The organism is Gilliamella sp. B2828 (genome assembly GCF_026537125.1).
In the GTDB taxonomy this organism is placed as follows: domain Bacteria; phylum Pseudomonadota; class Gammaproteobacteria; order Enterobacterales; family Orbaceae; genus Gilliamella.
The window spans coordinates 183,249-203,614 of record NZ_JAFNMU010000004.1 but is presented as its reverse complement, the minus strand read 5'-3'; the positions used below and the strand labels follow the sequence as shown (position 1 = coordinate 203,614).

The following is a 20,366-nucleotide window of genomic DNA, read 5'->3' as shown; positions in this document are numbered from 1 at the left end:
TAAATTTAGCTTGGCATAATAAATCGGTTAATGACAATTTATCAGATAACTATCGATTAAATAATTTAGTTATATGTATCCAGCATTTTTTTATTATCAATGAAGATACAATGCTTACAATAAATCCAACAAAAATATCTAATGGCCAATGTACCCCTAGATAGATACGACTCCAACTGACCAACAATGCAACTAATGCCAATAAAGATAAAGTTGTTTTAGTTCGCTGCGTTTTATTAAAAAAAGCAGTAAAAAATAGAGTCCATACAAAGACCGCATGTTGGCTTGGTAGCGAGCTTGTTTTATCATGAAAAAGGTAATTCGTTCCGACATCTACTGCAAATGGTCGTGGAGAATAAAATAGATGACGAATAATAAAAGTAATCAATAATGCAATTGCTAAACCTATTACCATTTTAATGATAAGCTGCCGATAATTAGGATGAATAAACCAATCAATACTCATAATAATAATAGGGACATAGACTAAATATTTAGCACAAAAAATAGCAAAGTTAACAAATGATTTCGATGCTTGATCCGACGCATTGATTAATAGAAAAATTTGGGTATTAAAATCATGCCACATTGATCATTACCAGATTAATTACAGTTATTCATAATTTAATGCATAAATCTTAAAAGAACCTTAATAACAAAATACTCAATTAATCAATAAATTTTTATCAAACAAAATCGTTAAATGATTCATTATTTTGCATGAAACAAACGACTTTTTGTTAAAAACGATACAACAATATCTAGAAATAAACAAATGATAAAATAAACAATGATAACAAATGAAAATATTTCGGTCGGATACACCATACTGCGATTATTAATTTGTGTGGCAATAAAAGTAAATTCAGCAACACCAACGATATAAGCCAAGGAAGTATCTTTAATTAGCGACACCCATTGATTAACAAAAGATGGCATCATCATTTTAATAGCTTGAGGTAAAATAATATAGATAATAACTTGGGTTTTAGAGAATCCTAAGGAAAATGCAGCTTGCCACTGATCTTTCGCCACAGCAATCATACCGGCATTCACACAATGGCCAATGTAAGCAGCACCAATAACAGATAATGCAAAAACAACGGTTGTAATTGCCGGTACATTCACATTAAGTAATACAGGCAATAAAAAATAAGTCCAAAATATGAGCATAATCACTGGAATTGCTCTTAAAAAGCCTAGCACACTAATGAATAAAGAGCGAACAAGACCTTTAGTCACCGTTAATCCAACGCCAGCTAAAATCCCTATAAAAGTTGAAAACACAATCGCTGCTAAACTCATTAAGAGTGTTAAAAATATTCCGCCAGGAAAGTTACCCCACATCATATAACTTAAATTATGATAAATAACTTCTAAACCTTTAAGTTCCATAATAAGTCACTACACCTTATTTCTTATTTGGATGTGCTTAGCTTGATAAATATTGCCTAATGTGCCAATTATTACAATAGCCAAAATATATAAAAATGTTGCGATAGCAAAGTCTTGAAAAGTTTTTAATGATTCGGTTTCAACTTGCCTTGAAACATAAGATAGCTCTAATACTCCTATCGCCATTGTTAGTGATGAATTTTTGACAATATTCATATATTGACCAATTAGGGGAGGAAAGGCGATACCAAAACTTTGAGGTAAAATTATAAAACGCATACTTTCCCACCATGTTAATCCCAATGCTAAAGCTGCTTGTTGTTGCCCTACTCTCACGCCTGCCATACCTGCTCTAAATTCTTCTGCAATAAAAGCACTGGAATAACATGTCAATCCAATAAAACCAATAATAAATTCAAATGATGGCATTTTTAATGTAAAAAACCATAACTGAATCTGTGGTTCGTCAAACAACCATATTTTAAATTCGTTGGGCAGCAAGTTTCCAATACCAAAATACCAAAAGAACAGTTGAGGTAATAATGGAGAATAACGAAAAATTGCGTTATATCCTATTACAATACCTTTAACCAATTTAATTCGACTTTGCTGAGCAACAAACAGCAAAAAACCCAAAATGGTCGAAAAAACGATAGTAAGAAATGAGATGGCTAAGGTTACTAAAAAACCGTCCCATAACCACCATAAATAGCGAGATTCAATTAATTGATCTAACATGATTTATTCGCTTTGACCTATTTTAAATTCACCACGAGGCATTGCTGATTTAGTATTAGGACCAAACCAACGATTATAAATCGTTAATGCTTCGCCATCTGTTTCAAGATTTACTAATATTTGGTTTATCTTGTTTTTTAAACGCGTTTCTCCTTTTGCAATACCAACCGCTTGATATTCTTGCGTAAGACTAAATGGTGAAATTTCGAAAGCCTCACGCTGTGCTTCTGGTACATTGGCAAGTAAACCAATTAATTTAGCATCATCTTGAGTAATCGCTTGCACCACACCATTACGTAACGCAGCAAACGCAAAGGGTGTATCATCATAAGAAATCACTTTCGCTGTTGGATACTTTTCCCTAAGGGTAATCTCCATAACAGTACCTTTGTCAGCGCCAATTCGTAGACTTTTCAGATCGTCGGGTGTTTTAAGTATGCCCTTTTTAGCAATAAATTTTTGACCAGTAGCAAAATAGGGCAAACTAAAATCGACTGTTTTTGCTCTTTCATCCGTTACCGTAAAGTTTGCCACAATTAAATCTGCTTTTTGTGAAGTTAATAATGGAACCCGATTAGCAGGATTAGTGGGTACCAATTCAACTTTGACATTTAATGCTTTGGCAATAGCATTGGCATAATCCACATCAAGACCGGTAATTTTATTCGTTTTTTCATCAATAAAACCAAAAGGCGGATTACTATCAAATACGGCTATTTTAATAACACCTTGCTTTTCAATATTATCTAAGCGATCGGCAAAAGCAGAATTCGCACTTAATAATGCGCCGATAATAGCCATCATTATTAGCAGTTTAGTAAGAAATTTCATTTTATACCTCAATAAAAGTTATATTTGATATCTGAAAAGTCTATCAACAAAAAAATGATATGGATAAATAACAAATCATCACATAGTTATAACTAAAAGTTATATTAAGGTAATTAAATTTGCTAGTTAAAATCGCTAATAGATTGAAAATAAGCTATTTTTAACAAAAAGATGAAAATGATAATAATTAGATCTTATATTAAAGAGTAATAATTAAAAAAACACATCTACAAATTCATAGATGCATGGAAAATAATTACCTCTTGCATTAAGGTAAATATGTTGGAAAATAATTGGCTATTAAAATTGAGATTGGGAAGGATATTCAGATAAATAAAAAAATAGCATACTCGATAAAAAGAAATCCTTTTGAGAAGGACTCAAGTGTGTTATATCACTCTGAAAGGTATTAATAAATAGAGTGTAATATGTGGAAGGATGAAGTAGATTAGACTCAGTAAACACACATTAAACCAATACCACCTGAATGCTATTAATAAATAATGACATCGCATCTATCGTAATCAAACTAGTTAAATAATAGCAAATATGCATAAATAAAAGATAAACAGATGGTTATTCTGTTCTTGCTAAAATACCCATCAATAATTTGCCTGTTGATGGGTCAATCATGATTGTTGCACTGCACTTATTAATTATTTATTGTTAATTTTTCCTAAAATATCTAGCTAATTGTGAAATCACCATTACCTATCCAAATATTTCACTATCAACAAAAAAATAAGAAATTTCACGTTCTGCTGATGCAAAAGAATCGGACCCATGCACGGCATTTTCTCTCACATTGGTAGCAAAATCTGCTCTTAAAGTACCAGCAGTAGCTTTAGATAGATCAGCGGGTCCCATAAGTTGTCGGTAACGTTCAATGGCATTTTCACCTTGCAAAACTTGAACAACAATTGGACCAGACATCATAAATTTTATTAAATTAGCAAAAAAAGGGGTGTTTTGATGCTCAGCATAAAAACCTTCAGCTTGTTCTTGTGTTAATTTCACCATTTTTATTGCAATAATGTTAAGTTTAGCTTGGCAAATACGTGTTTGAATTTCACCAATAATCTGTTTTTTTACAGCATCAGGTTTAATAATACAGAGCGTTTTTTCTAGAGCCATGTTAATGTTCCTTTATTCATCTGAAATAAAATTAATTCGTACAATTTGTCCACTTTCGTCTAACACCAGTAAACGATGTTTCCCATTTTTGTTTACTGTTAAAGCAACTTTTTCATTATCCTTGGAGTTAGCGACTAAAACTCCATCTAGAAACCACCATTTTTCGCCAAATCCACCTTCAGGAATTAAATCAATTGTGACTTGTTTATTACCGGGTAACGCCCTAATCAATTGGTTATTCCGTAAACCAACGATATTAAGTGAGGCGAAGATATCTTTATTCATTACAGGACAATTTTTATCAATGGGAGGCAATAATGCTTGTCTTCGTTCTTTGGTTAACAACCAATTTTCTAATGAAACAGGCCACAAGGCTATTGTTTTTTTTTGTGCTCCTGTACAATCAGCGGCAACACGCTTACCTCGTTCATTTACCCAAATGTTTATCCAACTTGAATGGTAAATATTGTTTTTTAATTCACTCACGGTACTTAATGTTGGTGGTAACAGATTATTTAATACCCATGCTGTTTTTTGACGATGGCAATTAACATCTGAATCGGGAAGTGGCTGACCTGATGGCCAACAAATTTTCTCAATCGATACCGATTCAGGTTTCTCATAAGCAGGGAGAGGTTGATTTAAGCGCCTTTCTCTATTTAATAATATTGAATTAACTTGTTGCAAAATTGGCAATGCTGACATTGAACCATACTGCCCAACAACAGGAGTACCGTCAGGGCGCCCTACCCAAATACCAATTAAATATCGAGGATTTATACCAACAGCCCAAGCATCACGATAACCATAACTGGTTCCTGTTTTAAAAGCTAATAAATTGTTATTCATTAGCATTTGCCGAGTAATCCATGCACTACCATTAGAGATAAAGGGTTTATTAATCAAGGGATCGGATTGAGTAAATCGTAAGGGACTAACATTACCCTGCCTTGCAAATGCACTGTATGCACTAATAAGGTTATCCATCCTAAGCGAGGCTCCACCTAATATATAGGAAATATTTGGTTCATTGGCAATAGAAAATAAAGGTAAACCAATGCCAGCAAGTTTTCCTGCAAACTTTTTTGGGCCGTATAACTCAATCAATTGGACTGCTGGTAAATTTAATGATTGATTTAATGCATCAGAGACACTTACAGGTCCATGAAAACCTTCATCAAAATTAGTTGGTCGATAATCGGAGGTAATACGTGGAACATCTTGTAATAACGATTCAGAATGGACCATACCTTCATCGAGAGCAAATGCATAAATGAATGGCTTGAGTGTTGAACCAGGAGATCGTAACGCTCTAATCATATCAACTTGACCAAAACGCTCTTTATCATTAAAGTCAGCTGAACCTACATACCCTTTAACTGTCATATCTGCATGATCTACCACTAAAATTGCTAATGAAGTTTTAGGCGGTAATTGTTGTTTTCGATTAATAGCAAGATCTTCTAAAATATACTGAATAGAAACATCAATAGTGGAATGAATCGTATTATCATTAGGATATTGCTGTTTTAATCTATAAGCCAATAATGGGGCTAACTGTGGCGTTTTTCGTGGATAAACCCAAACTTCGTCTCGTCGAATTTGATCAATTAACTCTTTTGGCCAAACATCATACTGTGCAAGTCTATCTAATACTTTGTCACGAGCTAGCGTAGCTCTTCGAGGAAATCGATCTGGCCTTAATCGACTTGGAGCTTGAGGCAATACTGCCAATAATACTGCCTCACTTCGAGTTAAGGCTTTAGGTTGTTTACCAAAATAAGACCAGCTAGCGGCACCAATACCTTCTATGGTTCCCCCATAGGGAGCATGATTAATATATAAAGTTAAAATCTCTTGTTTAGTGTAATGGAGTTCAAGTTGCAAAGTCCGAAAAATTTGTTTTAATTTACCAATCAAAGTTCGATCATGAGGAGCGAGTAACCTAGCCACTTGCATTGAAATGGTACTACCACCCGAAATAATTTTATTACTCGATAAATTTTGCCAAGCAGCTCGAAATAACGATAATGGATTAATACCAATATGATGATAAAAATAACGATCCTCATAATGTAATAATACATCAAGATAATAATCAGGAACTTCATCAAGGCTTACCGAATAACGCCAAATACCTTTTTCATCAGCAAATCGCCATAAAGGAGTTTCATCTTGAGCAACAACGGTTTGTGTTGTTTTATTTTGCGAAATTGATAATGGAAAAAGAAAATCAGCAACAAAAAAGCCGCCGACTAACGATAACAATAAAAAGATAAATAATTTATTAAAAAACTTTTTCATTATTGGTATTCGTCTATCTAATACAATTAAAAAAGCAATTCCACCAATGCTATTGACGGAGTAATCAATGAAATTTATCTAAGTAAGGGTATTCAAATCCTTTACTATCACTTAATTAATTACTTTTTTTATTGGAACCGATATCGTCATTAAGCTCGGAGATTGCCCAATAGCAAATCGATCAGGACGGTACATTGATTCAACATAAGGATGAGGAATCATATAATTTCCTGTTGTTACTGCTCTCACTAAGTAAGCAACACGTTTATGATATTTTTTTTGTCCGATATCATTTTGGATATTCACAGCAGCCACATATCGATCATCTCTGAATTCCTGATATTTAAGTTGACTTACGTCATCATCTTTCAATAAAGATGCTATGCTAGGGATGGATGATAGATGCACGCTACTATTAGAAAGATTCTGATTTTCAAGTTCTAATCCAGCTGGTAAGTAATCAACAATCAATGCATCATGAACAGGTTCTTTGGATGTTACATCTAAAATCACTACCATTATTGTTCCTACTTCTAATTGCGATGGGTTAATCTTGTTACCCAGCAAATCGTAATAGGTTCGACTAATGTTAAAAAAGCCATCTTGTGATGTTGGTGCTGGAGCAGTTTGTCCATAACCAGAAAGAGAGAATTTAAGATAAAGAGGTTGATTATATTTTGAATTGTTAATAGATAACCCTTTCGTTAAGGCTTCATAATGATAGGAATTTGAGAAGATTGAATTTACCTTAGCAACGTTATCATTTATTGCCAGTTTAAATTTATTGTCCTTTTTATGTTGCTCTAATGACCAACCAGCAATAAACAATGCATTCAATTCCTGAGTTGAATAATAGCGTTGTTCATTTAATAATTCAGATAGAATAAATAGAAAACTGGCTTGATCTTTTTGAGCCATATCGTTTTCAATCAATAATGATAAAATTAATGCTTGATCACGAATTTTGCTACCATAATTACCTAGCCATTTACTATAGTTAAATGGAGTTGTGAAGATTAATGGTAATAATTTGTCATAAATAGATGTCATGCCATTTATCTTCGCACTTACTGCTAATTGTGCCAAAGGTAATGGGGAGTAAACAAACGATGTATCATTATTGATTTTATTAGATAAATAATTGATTTCATTTCGCATTGCTGAGGAAATCTTACTGTATTTGGATAAAATCATTAGCGCATAAGCTTTAATAGACAACTTTTCAAACTCAAGTTCTTTTTCATTCCCGTAATAATAAAGATGGTTAAATGAAGATGAATCATAAACATATTGACCAAGACGCATCATTGCGGCATCAAGTGCTTTATCATTTACCTGATAACCTCGTTCTTTAGCTTGCAATAAAAAGTCAGTGGCATAAACAGTAAGCCAATGTTCTTCTTCACTATGACTACTCCATAAACCAAAACTGCCATTACTCCGTTGCATTGATAAAATGCGTAAAATGCCTATATGAACCTTTTCACGGCGTTTGTCATCAGAATCGGTTTTAATACCTAACTGTGCAAGCTGTTCATTGTTCGCATATAAAGATGGGAATAATCCACTGATTGTCTGTTCTAAACAACCATAAGGATAAGCAAATAAACTTTTAATATATTGAGCAATGTTCAGTGGAGGTTGATTAGAGACGACCAATTGCCCTTCAACGGTATTTTTAATCAATTCAGTTAATGCTTGGTCAGGTAATTTCCAACTTTTATTTTCATCTAACACTGCCTGATAATATCTTAATGTTGGAGCGTAAGCTGGTCTTACACCTATATTCCAAGAACGACGAATGTTAAAATCTTTATTATCATCCATGACAATACCTTTCACATCAACAGTTATAGTACCTATACCATAACCAAAGTTTGCAGCAACAGGAATCTGAATAATATGTTTTTGTTTGCTATCAAGTTTGACAGAAATAGATTTGGCATCATTTTGATGAATCAAACCTGTGGTTGATATTTCAACTTGCATAGTTTGGATCGTATCAGTCAAATTATGAAGATCTAACGCTAATACAGCCTGATCTCCGCCGGATAAAAATCGCGGAGTGGATAATTCGGCAATCACAGGCGCTGCTACCTTTATCGTTTTTTCTGCTTTACCAAAACGATTGTCATCCCATGCTTGTGCCATTATGCGCAATTCACCATTGAAATTAGGTAATTGTAAATCAACAATACCTTCGCCCTGATCATTTAATTGAATAGTTTCTAATTGTTGAGCAACAATAAAAACATCATTAGACGTTTTTTTTCCACCAGTGCCCATTGCATCACCACCAAAGCTCATAGTAACATTACGCCCTGAAGCTTCAATTAAGCTACCATAAACATCAAAAATATCAACATCATAACGTTTACGTCCTAAAAAGCCAACGTAAGGATCTGGCGTAACATAATCAGTAATATTTAGTACACCCGAATCAACAGCAGAAACTAACACTATAACTTTTTTATCTTTTTGAATAAATTGCTTATCCATTTTGATTTTAATTGGCACAATACTTTCTGGATGCACTTGTTTTAGAGAATCGATTGAGATATTTAAATGACGCTTAGTTGTATCAGTAGGTAAATAAAGTAAACCCATTGCTCGTTTTACTGTTTGTATTGCTGCATCAGTCGATGGGCGTATTATCATGGCATTAATATAAATATCATGTCTTCCCCAATTTTCAATTGGTATATCGACATCCAAACCATTTTCGCCTACAGTAATTGCTTTTTTCCAAATGATACCATCATTTGTTTCAAGAGAGATGTAACCAGATCCTACAACTGGAGCTTGAACATTGACTTTAGCCACATCTCCGACATGATAAAAGGGTTTATCAATACTTAACTTGACTTGATCGGGGCGCACTGATTTCGTACCATGTGTATTATCCTCCCAATCGTAACCTGACCAGAAGCGAAAACTTGTCACTACTTTAGAGTCTGCATCAATAACTTCAATACGATAAGATCCATAATCACTGCTCAAATAGCTTATTTTAGTCGTACTCCCCACTTCAATGGATAATTGATCCTCAGAAATAACAATGTCACTGGAATTATAATTTACTTGCCAGCCATCTTCGTTTGACCAAGTCCAATAATATTGACGACGCTCATGAATCAGTCTTGTTTTTAAGGAATTTGTACCAAGTTTTTCACCCTCTAAATTGACATAAGCAATTTCAAATTCTGCATTAGTCCCGATATCAACGGTTGGACGCTCATAATAATTATCACTGTTCCAATCATAATATGGTGAATCCGCAAATAAAGCTCGAATTGCAGGTAATTTATTTGCAGGCCAAATGGTTTGAGTAGCATAACGCGTAATAGGTCTACCACCTGAATCCAGCAGACTCGCTTGTAGAACCACTTTGACTGGAGAACGTAAGTTTGACCAACTATTTTTCTTAATATGAAGCTGTTTTAAGCCATTGTTATCTAATTTCTCCTCAAACGAACCAAGTTCACTGTAGAGATTAGCGTCTGTTACTGAACCAATTTTAAAATCGGCTAATCCAGCAATAGAATCAACTTTCTTTAAATACACATTAGCATCTAGGCGATTATCTGATGCTGGTGCACCATACAAATACCAACCTTTGATATCAAAGTAAACGTCTTCATCGCTTAATATTGGACCGCTGGATGAACTGGTTATTTCCATCGCCATACGTTCTGGCAAAAATTCTTCCACTTTAAAATACCAATAACGATAAATGTCATCCCCTAGATTGAAACGAATTGACCATTTACCTGTTGCTGCATCAGATGGAATAACATAATTAGCCTGATATAAACCATTCGTATCAGCATTGCTTTTTAATTGAAAATTTTTAACTACTCGTCCATTAGCTGAAATCATATCTGCTATAATTGGTTGGTTAGGCAATGGTTGTCCATCGGCATTACGTAATAATGCATTAAAATAGACAGTTTCATCTGGACGATAAAGATCTCGGGGTCCAAAAACAAATAATTGCTTGTCATAATAAGGTGTGCCTGATAAATCGAATTCAGTCAGATTAAGGGCATTGCGATCAATATATATAAATGAAGTTTGTTTTCCATCGCTGGCTGTCAATACCCGATATTCATCATTGTTATCCATAGTGAATTCAGCATAACCATCTTGGTCTGTCTTTTCTAAAATATATTGACAATTGTTATCTACTTTTCCACGATTACGACAAGCTATTTCAACATTTGCAAGAGGCTTACCATCATCCAATCCATAAGCCATAACCGTAAATTTATGATTTTTATAGTTATGAACTGAAATTCCAATATTACTTATTGAAAATAGGGTTGCTGGATTTGATTCGTTGTAAGTCCCAGATTCATTCATCACGGCAACATAAACGCCTTCCTGATTAAGTTCATTAATTTTTGAAAGGTTGACTAGAACAGTTTCTTGAGCATTGGGTTTAGGATTAAGATCAAAACGTGACGAATATACTAAATCGGCATAGCCATTCATCTCTTCTGAACGCCAAACTGAAAGTTTATTAATAAAGCCAAATTTATGAATAAAATCACTTAATTTATCGGGCTTAATTTTAAAAAAGTTAATGTCGACCTTATTAACATTCAATGTGGTGACAGGTAATCCACTCATGGATTTACTCGGTAATAATAATCCAGTACTGGCAAAATTCACCATGGGATGACGATCTTGAGTCGTTAATTCTTTTTCATAAACTGATTGTAAACGACTGTTATTAATTGCCGTTAACATTTTATCGATCGTTAATGCTAATTTACGATTTGGTGCAAGATAACGATGTCGTAATTCCAAACCATTATCAGACAACTCCCAGACACCATCGACTACACCGGTTTCCTTATCGACTAATCTCAGTAAATTTGTAAAATTTAATTTGGGTAGAAGTGGAACAGAAAAAGTCACAACTAGAGTACTTGATCCATCAAGAATGATCTCTGAGCAATCAAGAATTTCTAGTTTTTTATCTTTATATTTTTCGATTAAATCAGGTGTTGGATTAAATACAATAGGTGATTGCAAATCAATATTCACATTTTGCGTCGAGCTATTTTTTTTGTTATCCATTATCTTTGTCATAAGCTCGTTATCATTGGCTTGAGCACATAGCGTTAAAAACAAACTTAATATCGCTAAGTGTTTAATCAATATCATGATTTCACCCATTTACCCTTTTATTTCACAAAATGATGTGATTATTTTTTATCAATATTATGCACTGTCAGTAAACGTTTAGCAAAAAATCTTTATAATAGGAATTGTTTATAAAATGATAAATCAAATTTTTAACAGAATTTTTCAGAAAAACTGATTTGAAGTGGTACTCTTGGCATTTAGAACTTACTGTACGATCAATAAGCTCCAAATGTTGGTAATTTATAAATAATTGGGTGATGACTGACTGGTTTATAGCGTTTTTGCAGTTAATTTTTTTAAAATAACATTCAAAATAATCCCATATAATGGTAAAAAGAACAAACCACAAATTAAAATTTTAAAACTGTAATCCATTAACGAAATTTCACCCCAATGATTGGCCATAAATTCATCACTGCTTTTGTAAAAAGCAATAGCAAAAAAGACGATAGTATCAATACCATTTCCAAAAATTGCAGAAGCGGAAGGTGCTACCCACCAAGAACGATTTTTTCTTAAATAGTTAAAAACAGTAATATCCATTAATTGTCCAATTAAATAAGCCGCAAAACTGGCTAAAGCAATTCGAAAAACAAAGCTATTAAAATGAATCAATGCTGACCAACCTACCCAATGGGTTTCGAAAAATAGAACCGAAATTAGGTACGAAAACAATAAAGCGGGAATCATAACCACAAAAATAATTTTTCTCGCCAAACTGGCACCAAAAATACGAATAGTTAAATCAGTGGTCAAAAAGATAAATGGAAAAGTGAACGCTCCCCAAGTAGTATGAAATCCAAAAATATCAAATGGAATTTGTACCAAATAGTTACTGGAAGCAATAACGATAATATGAAAAAAAGCCAACCAGCCGAGTGCTTTATGTTTTTGCTGTCGAGTAAATTGTTTTTCAATCAATTGTGAATGAACGTTTAAATACATATTTGTTTCCTTTTTTAATGGGGTGAGAGAACCCAGATAAATATTGGTTAAGTTTGGGCTAAATATTCTTGTAGACCTTTATCACGCAGCATACAACTAGGACATTTACCACATCCCCCTTCTACACCGTAATAACAAGTATGGGTATTTTGGCGAACATAATCAAGATAACCCAATTTATCAGCCATTTCCCATGTTTGAGCTTTAGTCAGGTACATCAAGGGTGTTTTAATATTAAATGCATAATCCATCGCTAAATTCATCGATACATTCATGGATTTAATAAAAATATCACGACAGTCAGGATAACCACTAAAATCCGTTTCACAAACGCCGATAATAATATCATTAATACCTTTCTGCTTGGCATAACAACCCGCTAACAGTAAAAACAACATATTACGTCCATCAACAAAAGTATTTGGGTAATCACCATCTTGTGCAGCTTTGATTTCTTGCGAATCATCAATCAAAGCATTATTGGTCATATGTTTGATCACTGATGTATCAATTACGGTTTGCTTGACACTTAAATCCTCGGCGATCCACTTAGCTTTATCCAATTCAATACTATGGCGTTGACCATATTGAAAGCTTATGGTTTCAACATTCTCACGACCATAATCGGCAATGGCTTGCAGCAGACAAGTCGTCGAATCTTGCCCTCCAGAAAATATCACTAGTGCTTTACGATTTTTCATTAAAAATTCCTGTCAGATTGATAATTAGCGATTATCGACTTTTTCGGGATAAAGATCATGATTAACTAAGCGATTGAGTGCAATTTGCTTCCACTGAGTATTGGATTTACCATAATTGGCATAAGGATCAATTGAAATACCACCACGTGGTGTAAATTTACCCCACACTTCAATGTATTTAGGATCCATTAACTTAATCAGATCTTTCATAATGATATTGATGCAATCTTCATGATAATCACCATGATTTCGAAAGCTGAATAGATACAGCTTAAGAGATTTACTCTCAACCATTTTGATATTAGGCACATAAGAAATATAAATTGTGGCGAAATCAGGCTGCCCTGTAATAGGACAAAGACTCGTAAATTCCGGACAATTAAATTTAACAAAATAATCATTACCGGGATGTTTGTTATCAAAAGTTTCCAGAATTTCCGGAGCATAGGTTGTTGGATAGCGAACAGACTGATCGCCTAATAATGTAACGTTACTCATAATTTTCCTTAGTTTTTTTGCGTGGGAGGTTCACGAACCACGAGACAAGCCGCACACCTTACCTTTTTTTACTAAAAAAGTCTAGAACATCATTTTAATCAAATTAATTAAGAGCTGATTTGGAAACAATGAAACGGTTAACTTTGAAAAATAGCAAATATTACTCTATAAAATTAGCTATCTAATAAAATTTTATAAAAAAGAGATCAGTTTATTTTCAGTAATTGTTATGTGTAACACTCATTCTGTTTTATCAAAAAGACAACATTCATTACCGATAAAAAAAACATCCTTGTAGAAGATTTTTAATCAATAGTCATAAATTTATGAATAGTAAAGGGATAATAAAGATCAATGTTATAATCTGTTTATTTATATCGTTGTAAGACTCATGTTGTTCTTTGGACTATTAATAGTCCTAATGCGATTATCTAATTATTTTTTAACAATTGGTAATAGAAACTTAAAATAATTTAATTGATTATATTTACATCGAATACATTTAGTCGATTTTCAGTATTCAAGTTTTAAAATTTTGTAATTAATAGCCGTAAATTATCTGTCATAATATTCATCCATTTCTAATGGTTTTATTTAATAATATTTAGATAAATGATCATATAAAACTTATCGTTTTTGGTAGCACTTTAGGTTAACAGCATTTTTACAGAAAATAGCTAAATAGAACTAAAGAAAATTAACATAATTTTAGCTAATATGAGATATTAAAGATGACCTCAAGAAGTAATATATCTCCTCAAAGTCAATATTAATTGCACAAATTTCAATATTATTTTATTGTTCGAATCTATTTTTTAATTTCAATAAAATTAAAAACTAAGATTACTTAGTATTAACTTTATCATAATAATCCGCTAATTTATTTTTTGCTTCAGTGAGTTCTTTTTCTGCATCGTGCAATTTAGATTTTAGAGCATCAATTTTGTCTTGATTTGCATTAATACCATCTTTTTCATACTCTTTGGTTTTTTCTGCTAATTTTTTGGTTTTGTCAGAGACATTTTTGCTTTTTTCTTCCACTAATCTTTTGTATTTTTGTTCCAATGTGTCATCCGAACAATTGGTATTAACTTGTTGAAGTGCTTTTTCAAGCCCTGTGATTTCAAAAGTATTATTGGCTTTTTTGGCTTGTTCTATTTTTGCTTCGATGGCCTGTTTTTTAGCATCGCAAGTCAATCCTTCATGTACATCATTACTTGATGCATAACTATTTACAGAAAACGCCATAACTAAAGTGATAATGCTTAATTTACTTAATAACCCTATTGCTGATTTCATATTGATCCTCCTAAGTTTATTTTCTTAATTGAACATAATCTACTTTGTGATCGTTACCTTTTGTCAAAATCAAACTGGCTCTTTCTCGAGTTGGTAAAATGTTTTCAACTAAATTTAATTCGTTTATCTCACTCCACAAGCGATTAGCGATGCTGATTGCCTCTTGTTCTGGTAATTGAGAATAGTGATTGAAGTATGAATTGGGATCACTGAAGGCCCCTGCTCTAAATTTTAAAAAGCGGTTCACATACCAATGATGTAATAAAGATAAATCGGCGTCAACATATATCGAAAAATCAACATAATCTGAAACAAATACTCGATTATGTGCTTGAGTATAATTGACCGCACCTTGTAATACATTTAAACCTTCCAAAATCAAAATATCTGGACTGTCGATCACGATCTCTTCATTTTCTACAATATCATAAACTAAATGTGAATAAACCGGTGCTTTAACTTCCGCTTGCCCTGATTTTATATCTGCAACAAAGTTAATTAGCTTTTTAAGGTTGTAGGATTGTGGAAAACCTTTTTTATTCATAATGCCGCGCTCTTCAAGGCATTTATTTGGATATAAAAAACCATCCGTAGTAACTAACGCTACTTTTCTATGTTCAGGCCAACGAGTTAGTAATGCCTGTAATACACGTGCCGTAGTACTTTTACCAACAGCAACACTGCCCGCGATACCAATTATGTAAGGGATTTTTTGGCTTTTACCTAAAAATTTAGATAATACCGCCTGCCGACTAAAACTATTACTAATATAAAAATTGAGTAATCTTGATAAAGGTAAGTAAATTTCACTTACTTCATCCATTGATAAATCTTCATTGATTCCCTGTAAAGAAATTAGTTCTCCAGATGTTAAGGTCATTGGTTCCGAATTACGCAAGCTTGCCCATTCTTTACGGCTAAACTGCATGTAAGGACTCAAATGATTATTCATGTTTATTTCTCTATAACGATTGATTCAAGAATATTCGGCTCAGATTATACATAAAACTGTAATTTTACAATCACTAATTCACAATGTGTCTTCCTCATAGCTATATTTTAGACTTACTGATAAAATATACTGAATAAATGATTAACCAAACTGTAAAACAGAGATAGTATGTTAAAAACTAAATCGAAACAAAAACTCAAAAAAAGCCGTCAGGAAATTAATGAAGAGTCTCGCGAACTCAAACGTAAACGCAAGCATAAAGGTTTGCCTAGTGGTTCACGCTTTAATAATACAGATAAAAACAAAAATAACAATACTCAAAAAGTAGCGAAAGATCCACGTATAGGCAGTAAAACGCCGATTGCTTTAGTTGTTGATACAAAGGTGAATCCCCTTAAGGCTGTTAAACAACCTAAAGTAGAGAAAACCGTTTTATCACCACAACAAGAATTAGAGCAACTTGAAAACGATCCTAAATTGGATATGTTGCTAGATTTGGTTGAAAAAAATGGCAAGTTGACTATAGAACAACAAACTTATTTGGATAGTAAATTGAATCGAATAGATGAACTGATGCAAGAATTAGGTTATATCGATGATGATTTTGAAGCTCTTGATGATGAGAAGGAAGATATCGTAAGTTTATTAAAACGTAATTAATAATGGGTAAGGGTCTTACTTCACCCAATACCATTCATTTTTGAAGTAAGGTCAGGGAAAGAGTTATAAAAAATATCCCTGACTGAATGCTATAATAACAGATGTCTTATTCGAACTGTAATTTATAACACATAGCGAGCAGATAATAATGCCATTATTGATAATGTTAAATTTATATTTTGGATTATTTATTTGCACATTATTGTATTTGCGTAAAACAAATCAGATCAAGCTGAAAACAAGAAACAGAGCAAAAAGTGTAACTAAGCAAAAACCAACTTTACTAAGTCATGGATATAATAATGCTAAACACAGACTTAAACGGAAACAGAAGTATGACTGAAAAACAATTATGGGATCAGGCTTTAATTAAAAAATATAACTATTCTGGTCCAAGATATACTTCATATCCTACTGCCCTTGAATTTAATGAAAATTATAATGAACAGGATTTTTTGAACGCGACGTCTCGTTACCCTACCCAACCTTTATCTTTATATGTACACATTCCGTTTTGTCATAAACTTTGCTATTTTTGTGGTTGTAATAAACTTATTACGCGTCAAACCCAGAAAGTCACCAAATACCTGGATATTTTAGAAATTGAAATAGCAAAACGAGCCAAACTTTTCCAAAACAGAATTGTTACACAAATGCATTGGGGAGGAGGAACACCTACCTTTTTAACAGATCAAGAAATTAGCCGATTAATCAGCTCGCTAAAATCCCATTTTCAATTTGCTGACAATGCTGAAATGTCAATTGAAATTGATCCTCGTGAAATTACGTCACAAACTATCGATCATTTAGCCCAAGTTGGCTTTAACCGCTTAAGTATGGGAATTCAGGATTTTAACCACGAGATCCAAAATCTGATTAATCGAGAACAAGACGAACATTTGATTCGTTCATTGATCGATCAAGCTCGAAAAAATCATTTCGACTCCATTAGTCTCGATTTAATTTATGGTTTACCTAAACAGACCGTTGCCAGTTTTACCGAAACCCTCAATAAAGTGATTGATATTTCTCCGGATCGTTTAAGTGTGTTCAATTATGCGCATTTACCGAGTCGCTTTGCAGCTCAGCGCAAAATCAAAGATAACGATTTACCCAGTGCTTCGGAAAAATTACTGATTTTACAAACCAGTATAGAAAAATTAACCCAATCAGGTTATCAATATATTGGCATGGACCACTTTGCTAAACCAACCGATGAACTCGCCCTTGCTCAACAGCACAATAAATTACATCGAAACTTTCAAGGTTATACAACGCAAGGGGATGCAGATTTGCTAGGGTTAGGCGTCTCTGCAATTAGCATGTTAGGTGATAGTTATGCGCAAAATCAAAAAGATCTTAAAATCTATCAGCAACAAGTCGAGAAAATCGGTAATGGTCTATGGAAAGGTTTTACGTTAGATCGTGATGACCTTATTCGTCGTGATGTAATAAAGCAACTGATTTGTCATTTTTATCTTGATAAGAAAGTGATTGAACAGCAATACGATATCGATTTTGATGACTATTTTGCCGAAGATTTGGCACTTTTACAACCATTACAGAAAGATGGACTGATCACCATACATAGCGATACAATTCAAGTCGCTCCAAAAGGTCATTTATTGATCCGCAATATCTGCATGTGTTTTGATATTTATATGCGTAAAATGGCAAGACAACAGCAGTTTTCACGAGTAATTTAATAAATTAAGAAAGTTACGGCTACCACCGTAACTTATTTAATCAATTTAATTAATGCGGTTAGATACTTAATGACTGGCTAAATAGACTTTGAATTTAGTGGTTTGTGCAATGACTTCCACATTTTTGAATGTTTCATCTAAAATCGATTGATAAGGCAAAAATGAATTGGCCACGATGCACAAAAAACCATTTAATTTTAAGTATTTTTTGGCTTCTTTAATTAATGCATTGACTGCTGTGTAACTTGTCTCTTTACCATCGTGAAAAGGAGGATTAGAAATAATAAGATGATATTTATCATTTAAATTGGAAAATACATCACTTGCAACAACAGTCCCTTTGACATTATTGCAATTTAGTGTGATTTTACTTGACTCCATTGCTGCGCTACTCACATCTGACAAAGTGAGCTCAATATCTGGGTATAGCTTACCTAATATCGTAGATAATATGCCCGAACCACACCCAACATCTAACACATTGCCTTTAATGATTTCAGCATGGTCAATGACTGCATTCAATAATAATTCGGAACCTGCATCTAACCCTTTTTGACTAAATACGCCTGGTAAACTTTTAATTTCAATATTTTGATTTTCAATAGTAATATGGTAGCTCAACCACCATTCATTGAGTTCAAATGCTAAGCGACTATCGGCTTGAAAATGATACAATCCACAACGTCTTGCACTATCCATTTTTTGGATGGAACCGAAATCTTGTAATAAAGCTTCAACACTTTTTACTCCTGTACGATTTTCGCCAACAATAAAGATATCGCTTCCTTTGGGCATATTATTAAGTAAATAAGAAAGCTGGAATTGTGCTTCACTTTTCGTTTTTGGCCAGTAATAAATTAGTGTATTCATTCCAACATAAAACTCCGTATCCGGCAGCAACGAAAAAATGGTTTGAGCACCACGCACACTATTTTTTAGACGTAAATAAGTATGAAATTGAGTGCAATGAATTTTAACTTGATTTGCGACCATTATTGCTGGATAACTATCTTGAATATCACCTGCAATAATCACATTTTTATCATGAAAAAATGTTTGATGACGTTCAATTACCTGACTTGCTGGAGTAAAAACGGATGTTGACATAGTACCTCGATGAAAAAACCTTTATAATTTTATCTGTTAATTATACAATTAACCCTTATTATTCTCTAATAAAAAAACAGTAATTCAATAATGACTGAACAAGATTCGTATTTGCAACAATGCAATATTACTCAATACATTTTGCGTAATTCAACAGTATTCAAAGGTGAAATGACAATCCATATTAGTGATGAGATTCGTTTGATTGTTGTTGCTGAACAAAAACCAACACAAAAAATATATACAGATATCCTTAATGCTATTCGACTTAAAGAAAATCAAGTCTTAATACTTACTCCATCACAATTCATTGTTCCAGCTAGCGATATAAAAACGGTTGTTTGGTTTATTGATATCATACCTGATGAAATGTGGCAAAATCAATTAACCATCCAAACTTCCAGTTTAGATGTTCTAGCTAATGCACCACAACAAAAGCGCCAACTTTGGCGACAATTATGCCAATATGAAAACTATTTCCACCCTCACTCACAATGATTTAACCGAGGCTTTTGCTCTAGAGCAGCTTTGTCATAGGATCCCTTGGTCTAAACCAACGTTCTTTTCCAATCAAGGTGAGCATTATTTAAATTTGAAATTAATCATAGATAATAAAATAATCGGATTTTGCATCTGCCAGCTGGTTGCCGATGAAGCTAATTTATTTAACATTGCCATTCACCCTCAATTTAGGCAACAAGGGCTAGCGAAAGAGCTTTTAAATCATTTGATTGAAAAATTAATGACGATCAATTTTGACAAACCTATTGCTTCCTTGTGGTTAGAAGTGAGAAAATCCAATGATGCAGCCATTCGCCTTTATCATTCACTAGGTTTTAACCAAATAACCATCAGAAAAAATTATTATCCAACTATTGATGGAAAACAGGAAGATGCCATTATAATGGCCTATACCTTAACTTTATAAAACTGTAAAGTATA

Annotated in this window: 17 protein-coding genes and 1 riboswitch; of the genes, 4 read left to right on the top strand and 13 right to left on the bottom strand. The window is 33.2% G+C overall.

The genetic code is table 11. The annotated features are described in order from the left end of the window. Nucleotides 1-49: 49 nt before the first annotated feature. The 12 genes from J3U19_RS05490 to coaA form a co-directional block, all read right to left on the bottom strand. Nucleotides 50-589: a phosphatase PAP2 family protein gene (locus J3U19_RS05490; protein ID WP_267345650.1), complete on the bottom strand. Its 540-nt coding sequence runs from the start codon at nt 587-589 to the stop codon at nt 50-52. A 122-nt stretch (nt 590-711) separates the two neighbouring features. Beyond that, a complete protein-coding gene (locus tag J3U19_RS05485) occupies nt 712-1,395 on the bottom strand; it encodes an amino acid ABC transporter permease (protein ID WP_267340458.1) in 684 nt (227 codons plus the stop codon). A 9-nt stretch (nt 1,396-1,404) separates the two neighbouring features. Further along, nucleotides 1,405-2,133, bottom strand: a complete 729-nt coding sequence (locus J3U19_RS05480) for an amino acid ABC transporter permease (RefSeq protein WP_267345649.1) — start codon at nt 2,131-2,133, stop codon at nt 1,405-1,407. A 3-nt stretch (nt 2,134-2,136) separates the two neighbouring features. Beyond that, a complete protein-coding gene (locus J3U19_RS05475) occupies nt 2,137-2,937 on the bottom strand; it encodes an ABC transporter substrate-binding protein (RefSeq protein ID WP_416380312.1) in 801 nt (266 codons plus the stop codon). Between the two features lie 738 nt (nt 2,938-3,675). Then, nucleotides 3,676-4,098 (bottom strand): nucleoside-diphosphate kinase, encoded by a 423-nt coding sequence (ndk, locus tag J3U19_RS05470; RefSeq protein ID WP_267340462.1) that lies wholly within the window; start codon nt 4,096-4,098, stop codon nt 3,676-3,678. Between the two features lie 12 nt (nt 4,099-4,110). Further along, nucleotides 4,111-6,402 carry a penicillin-binding protein 1C gene (gene pbpC, locus J3U19_RS05465; RefSeq protein WP_267345648.1) on the bottom strand — a complete coding sequence of 764 codons (2,292 nt, stop codon included), beginning with the start codon at nt 6,400-6,402 and terminating at the stop codon, nt 4,111-4,113. A gap of 111 nt (nt 6,403-6,513) precedes the next feature. Beyond that, on the bottom strand, nt 6,514-11,574 hold the full coding sequence (locus J3U19_RS05460) for an alpha-2-macroglobulin family protein (RefSeq protein ID WP_267345647.1): 5,061 nt from the start codon (nt 11,572-11,574) through the stop codon (nt 6,514-6,516). Nucleotides 11,575-11,826: 252 nt separating this feature from the next. Then, nucleotides 11,827-12,501, bottom strand: a complete 675-nt coding sequence (locus J3U19_RS05455; RefSeq protein ID WP_267340465.1) for a 7-cyano-7-deazaguanine/7-aminomethyl-7-deazaguanine transporter — start codon at nt 12,499-12,501, stop codon at nt 11,827-11,829. Between the two features lie 47 nt (nt 12,502-12,548). Continuing rightward, nucleotides 12,549-13,202 (bottom strand): 7-cyano-7-deazaguanine synthase QueC, encoded by a 654-nt coding sequence (gene queC, locus J3U19_RS05450; RefSeq protein ID WP_267340466.1) that lies wholly within the window; start codon nt 13,200-13,202, stop codon nt 12,549-12,551. 24 nt (nt 13,203-13,226) lie between these two features. Continuing rightward, the gene (gene queF / locus J3U19_RS05445; protein ID WP_267340467.1) at nt 13,227-13,700 is read right to left on the bottom strand and encodes a preQ(1) synthase; all 474 of its coding nucleotides are present in this window, start codon (nt 13,698-13,700) and stop codon (nt 13,227-13,229) included. Between the two features lie 2 nt (nt 13,701-13,702). Continuing rightward, nucleotides 13,703-13,747: riboswitch (PreQ1 riboswitch) on the bottom strand. Between the two features lie 796 nt (nt 13,748-14,543). Next, the gene (locus J3U19_RS05440) at nt 14,544-14,999 is read right to left on the bottom strand and encodes a DUF1090 domain-containing protein (protein ID WP_267340468.1); all 456 of its coding nucleotides are present in this window, start codon (nt 14,997-14,999) and stop codon (nt 14,544-14,546) included. Nucleotides 15,000-15,015: 16 nt separating this feature from the next. After that, a complete protein-coding gene (gene coaA, locus J3U19_RS05435; protein ID WP_267340469.1) occupies nt 15,016-15,951 on the bottom strand; it encodes a type I pantothenate kinase in 936 nt (311 codons plus the stop codon). A 168-nt stretch (nt 15,952-16,119) separates the two neighbouring features. Between coaA and yihI the strand changes: the two genes are divergently transcribed. Both yihI and hemN read left to right on the top strand, forming a co-directional pair. After that, complete coding sequence (yihI, locus tag J3U19_RS05430) at nt 16,120-16,611, top strand: Der GTPase-activating protein YihI (protein ID WP_267345645.1); 492 nt, start codon at nt 16,120-16,122, stop codon at nt 16,609-16,611. 335 nt (nt 16,612-16,946) lie between these two features. After that, a complete protein-coding gene (gene hemN, locus J3U19_RS05425) occupies nt 16,947-18,317 on the top strand; it encodes an oxygen-independent coproporphyrinogen III oxidase (protein ID WP_267345644.1) in 1,371 nt (456 codons plus the stop codon). Nucleotides 18,318-18,383: 66 nt separating this feature from the next. Here hemN and rsmC read toward each other — a convergent pair whose 3' ends face one another. Then, nucleotides 18,384-19,424 carry a 16S rRNA (guanine(1207)-N(2))-methyltransferase RsmC gene (rsmC, locus tag J3U19_RS05420; RefSeq protein WP_267345642.1) on the bottom strand — a complete coding sequence of 347 codons (1,041 nt, stop codon included), beginning with the start codon at nt 19,422-19,424 and terminating at the stop codon, nt 18,384-18,386. Nucleotides 19,425-19,514: 90 nt separating this feature from the next. Between rsmC and J3U19_RS05415 the strand changes: the two genes are divergently transcribed. Both J3U19_RS05415 and rimI read left to right on the top strand, forming a co-directional pair. After that, on the top strand, nt 19,515-19,922 hold the full coding sequence (locus tag J3U19_RS05415; protein ID WP_267345640.1) for a DNA polymerase III subunit psi: 408 nt from the start codon (nt 19,515-19,517) through the stop codon (nt 19,920-19,922). After that, nucleotides 19,891-20,352 (top strand): ribosomal protein S18-alanine N-acetyltransferase, encoded by a 462-nt coding sequence (rimI, locus tag J3U19_RS05410; protein WP_267345638.1) that lies wholly within the window; start codon nt 19,891-19,893, stop codon nt 20,350-20,352. Before J3U19_RS05415 ends, rimI begins: the two co-directional genes overlap by 32 nt. Nucleotides 20,353-20,366: the final 14 nt, after the last annotated feature.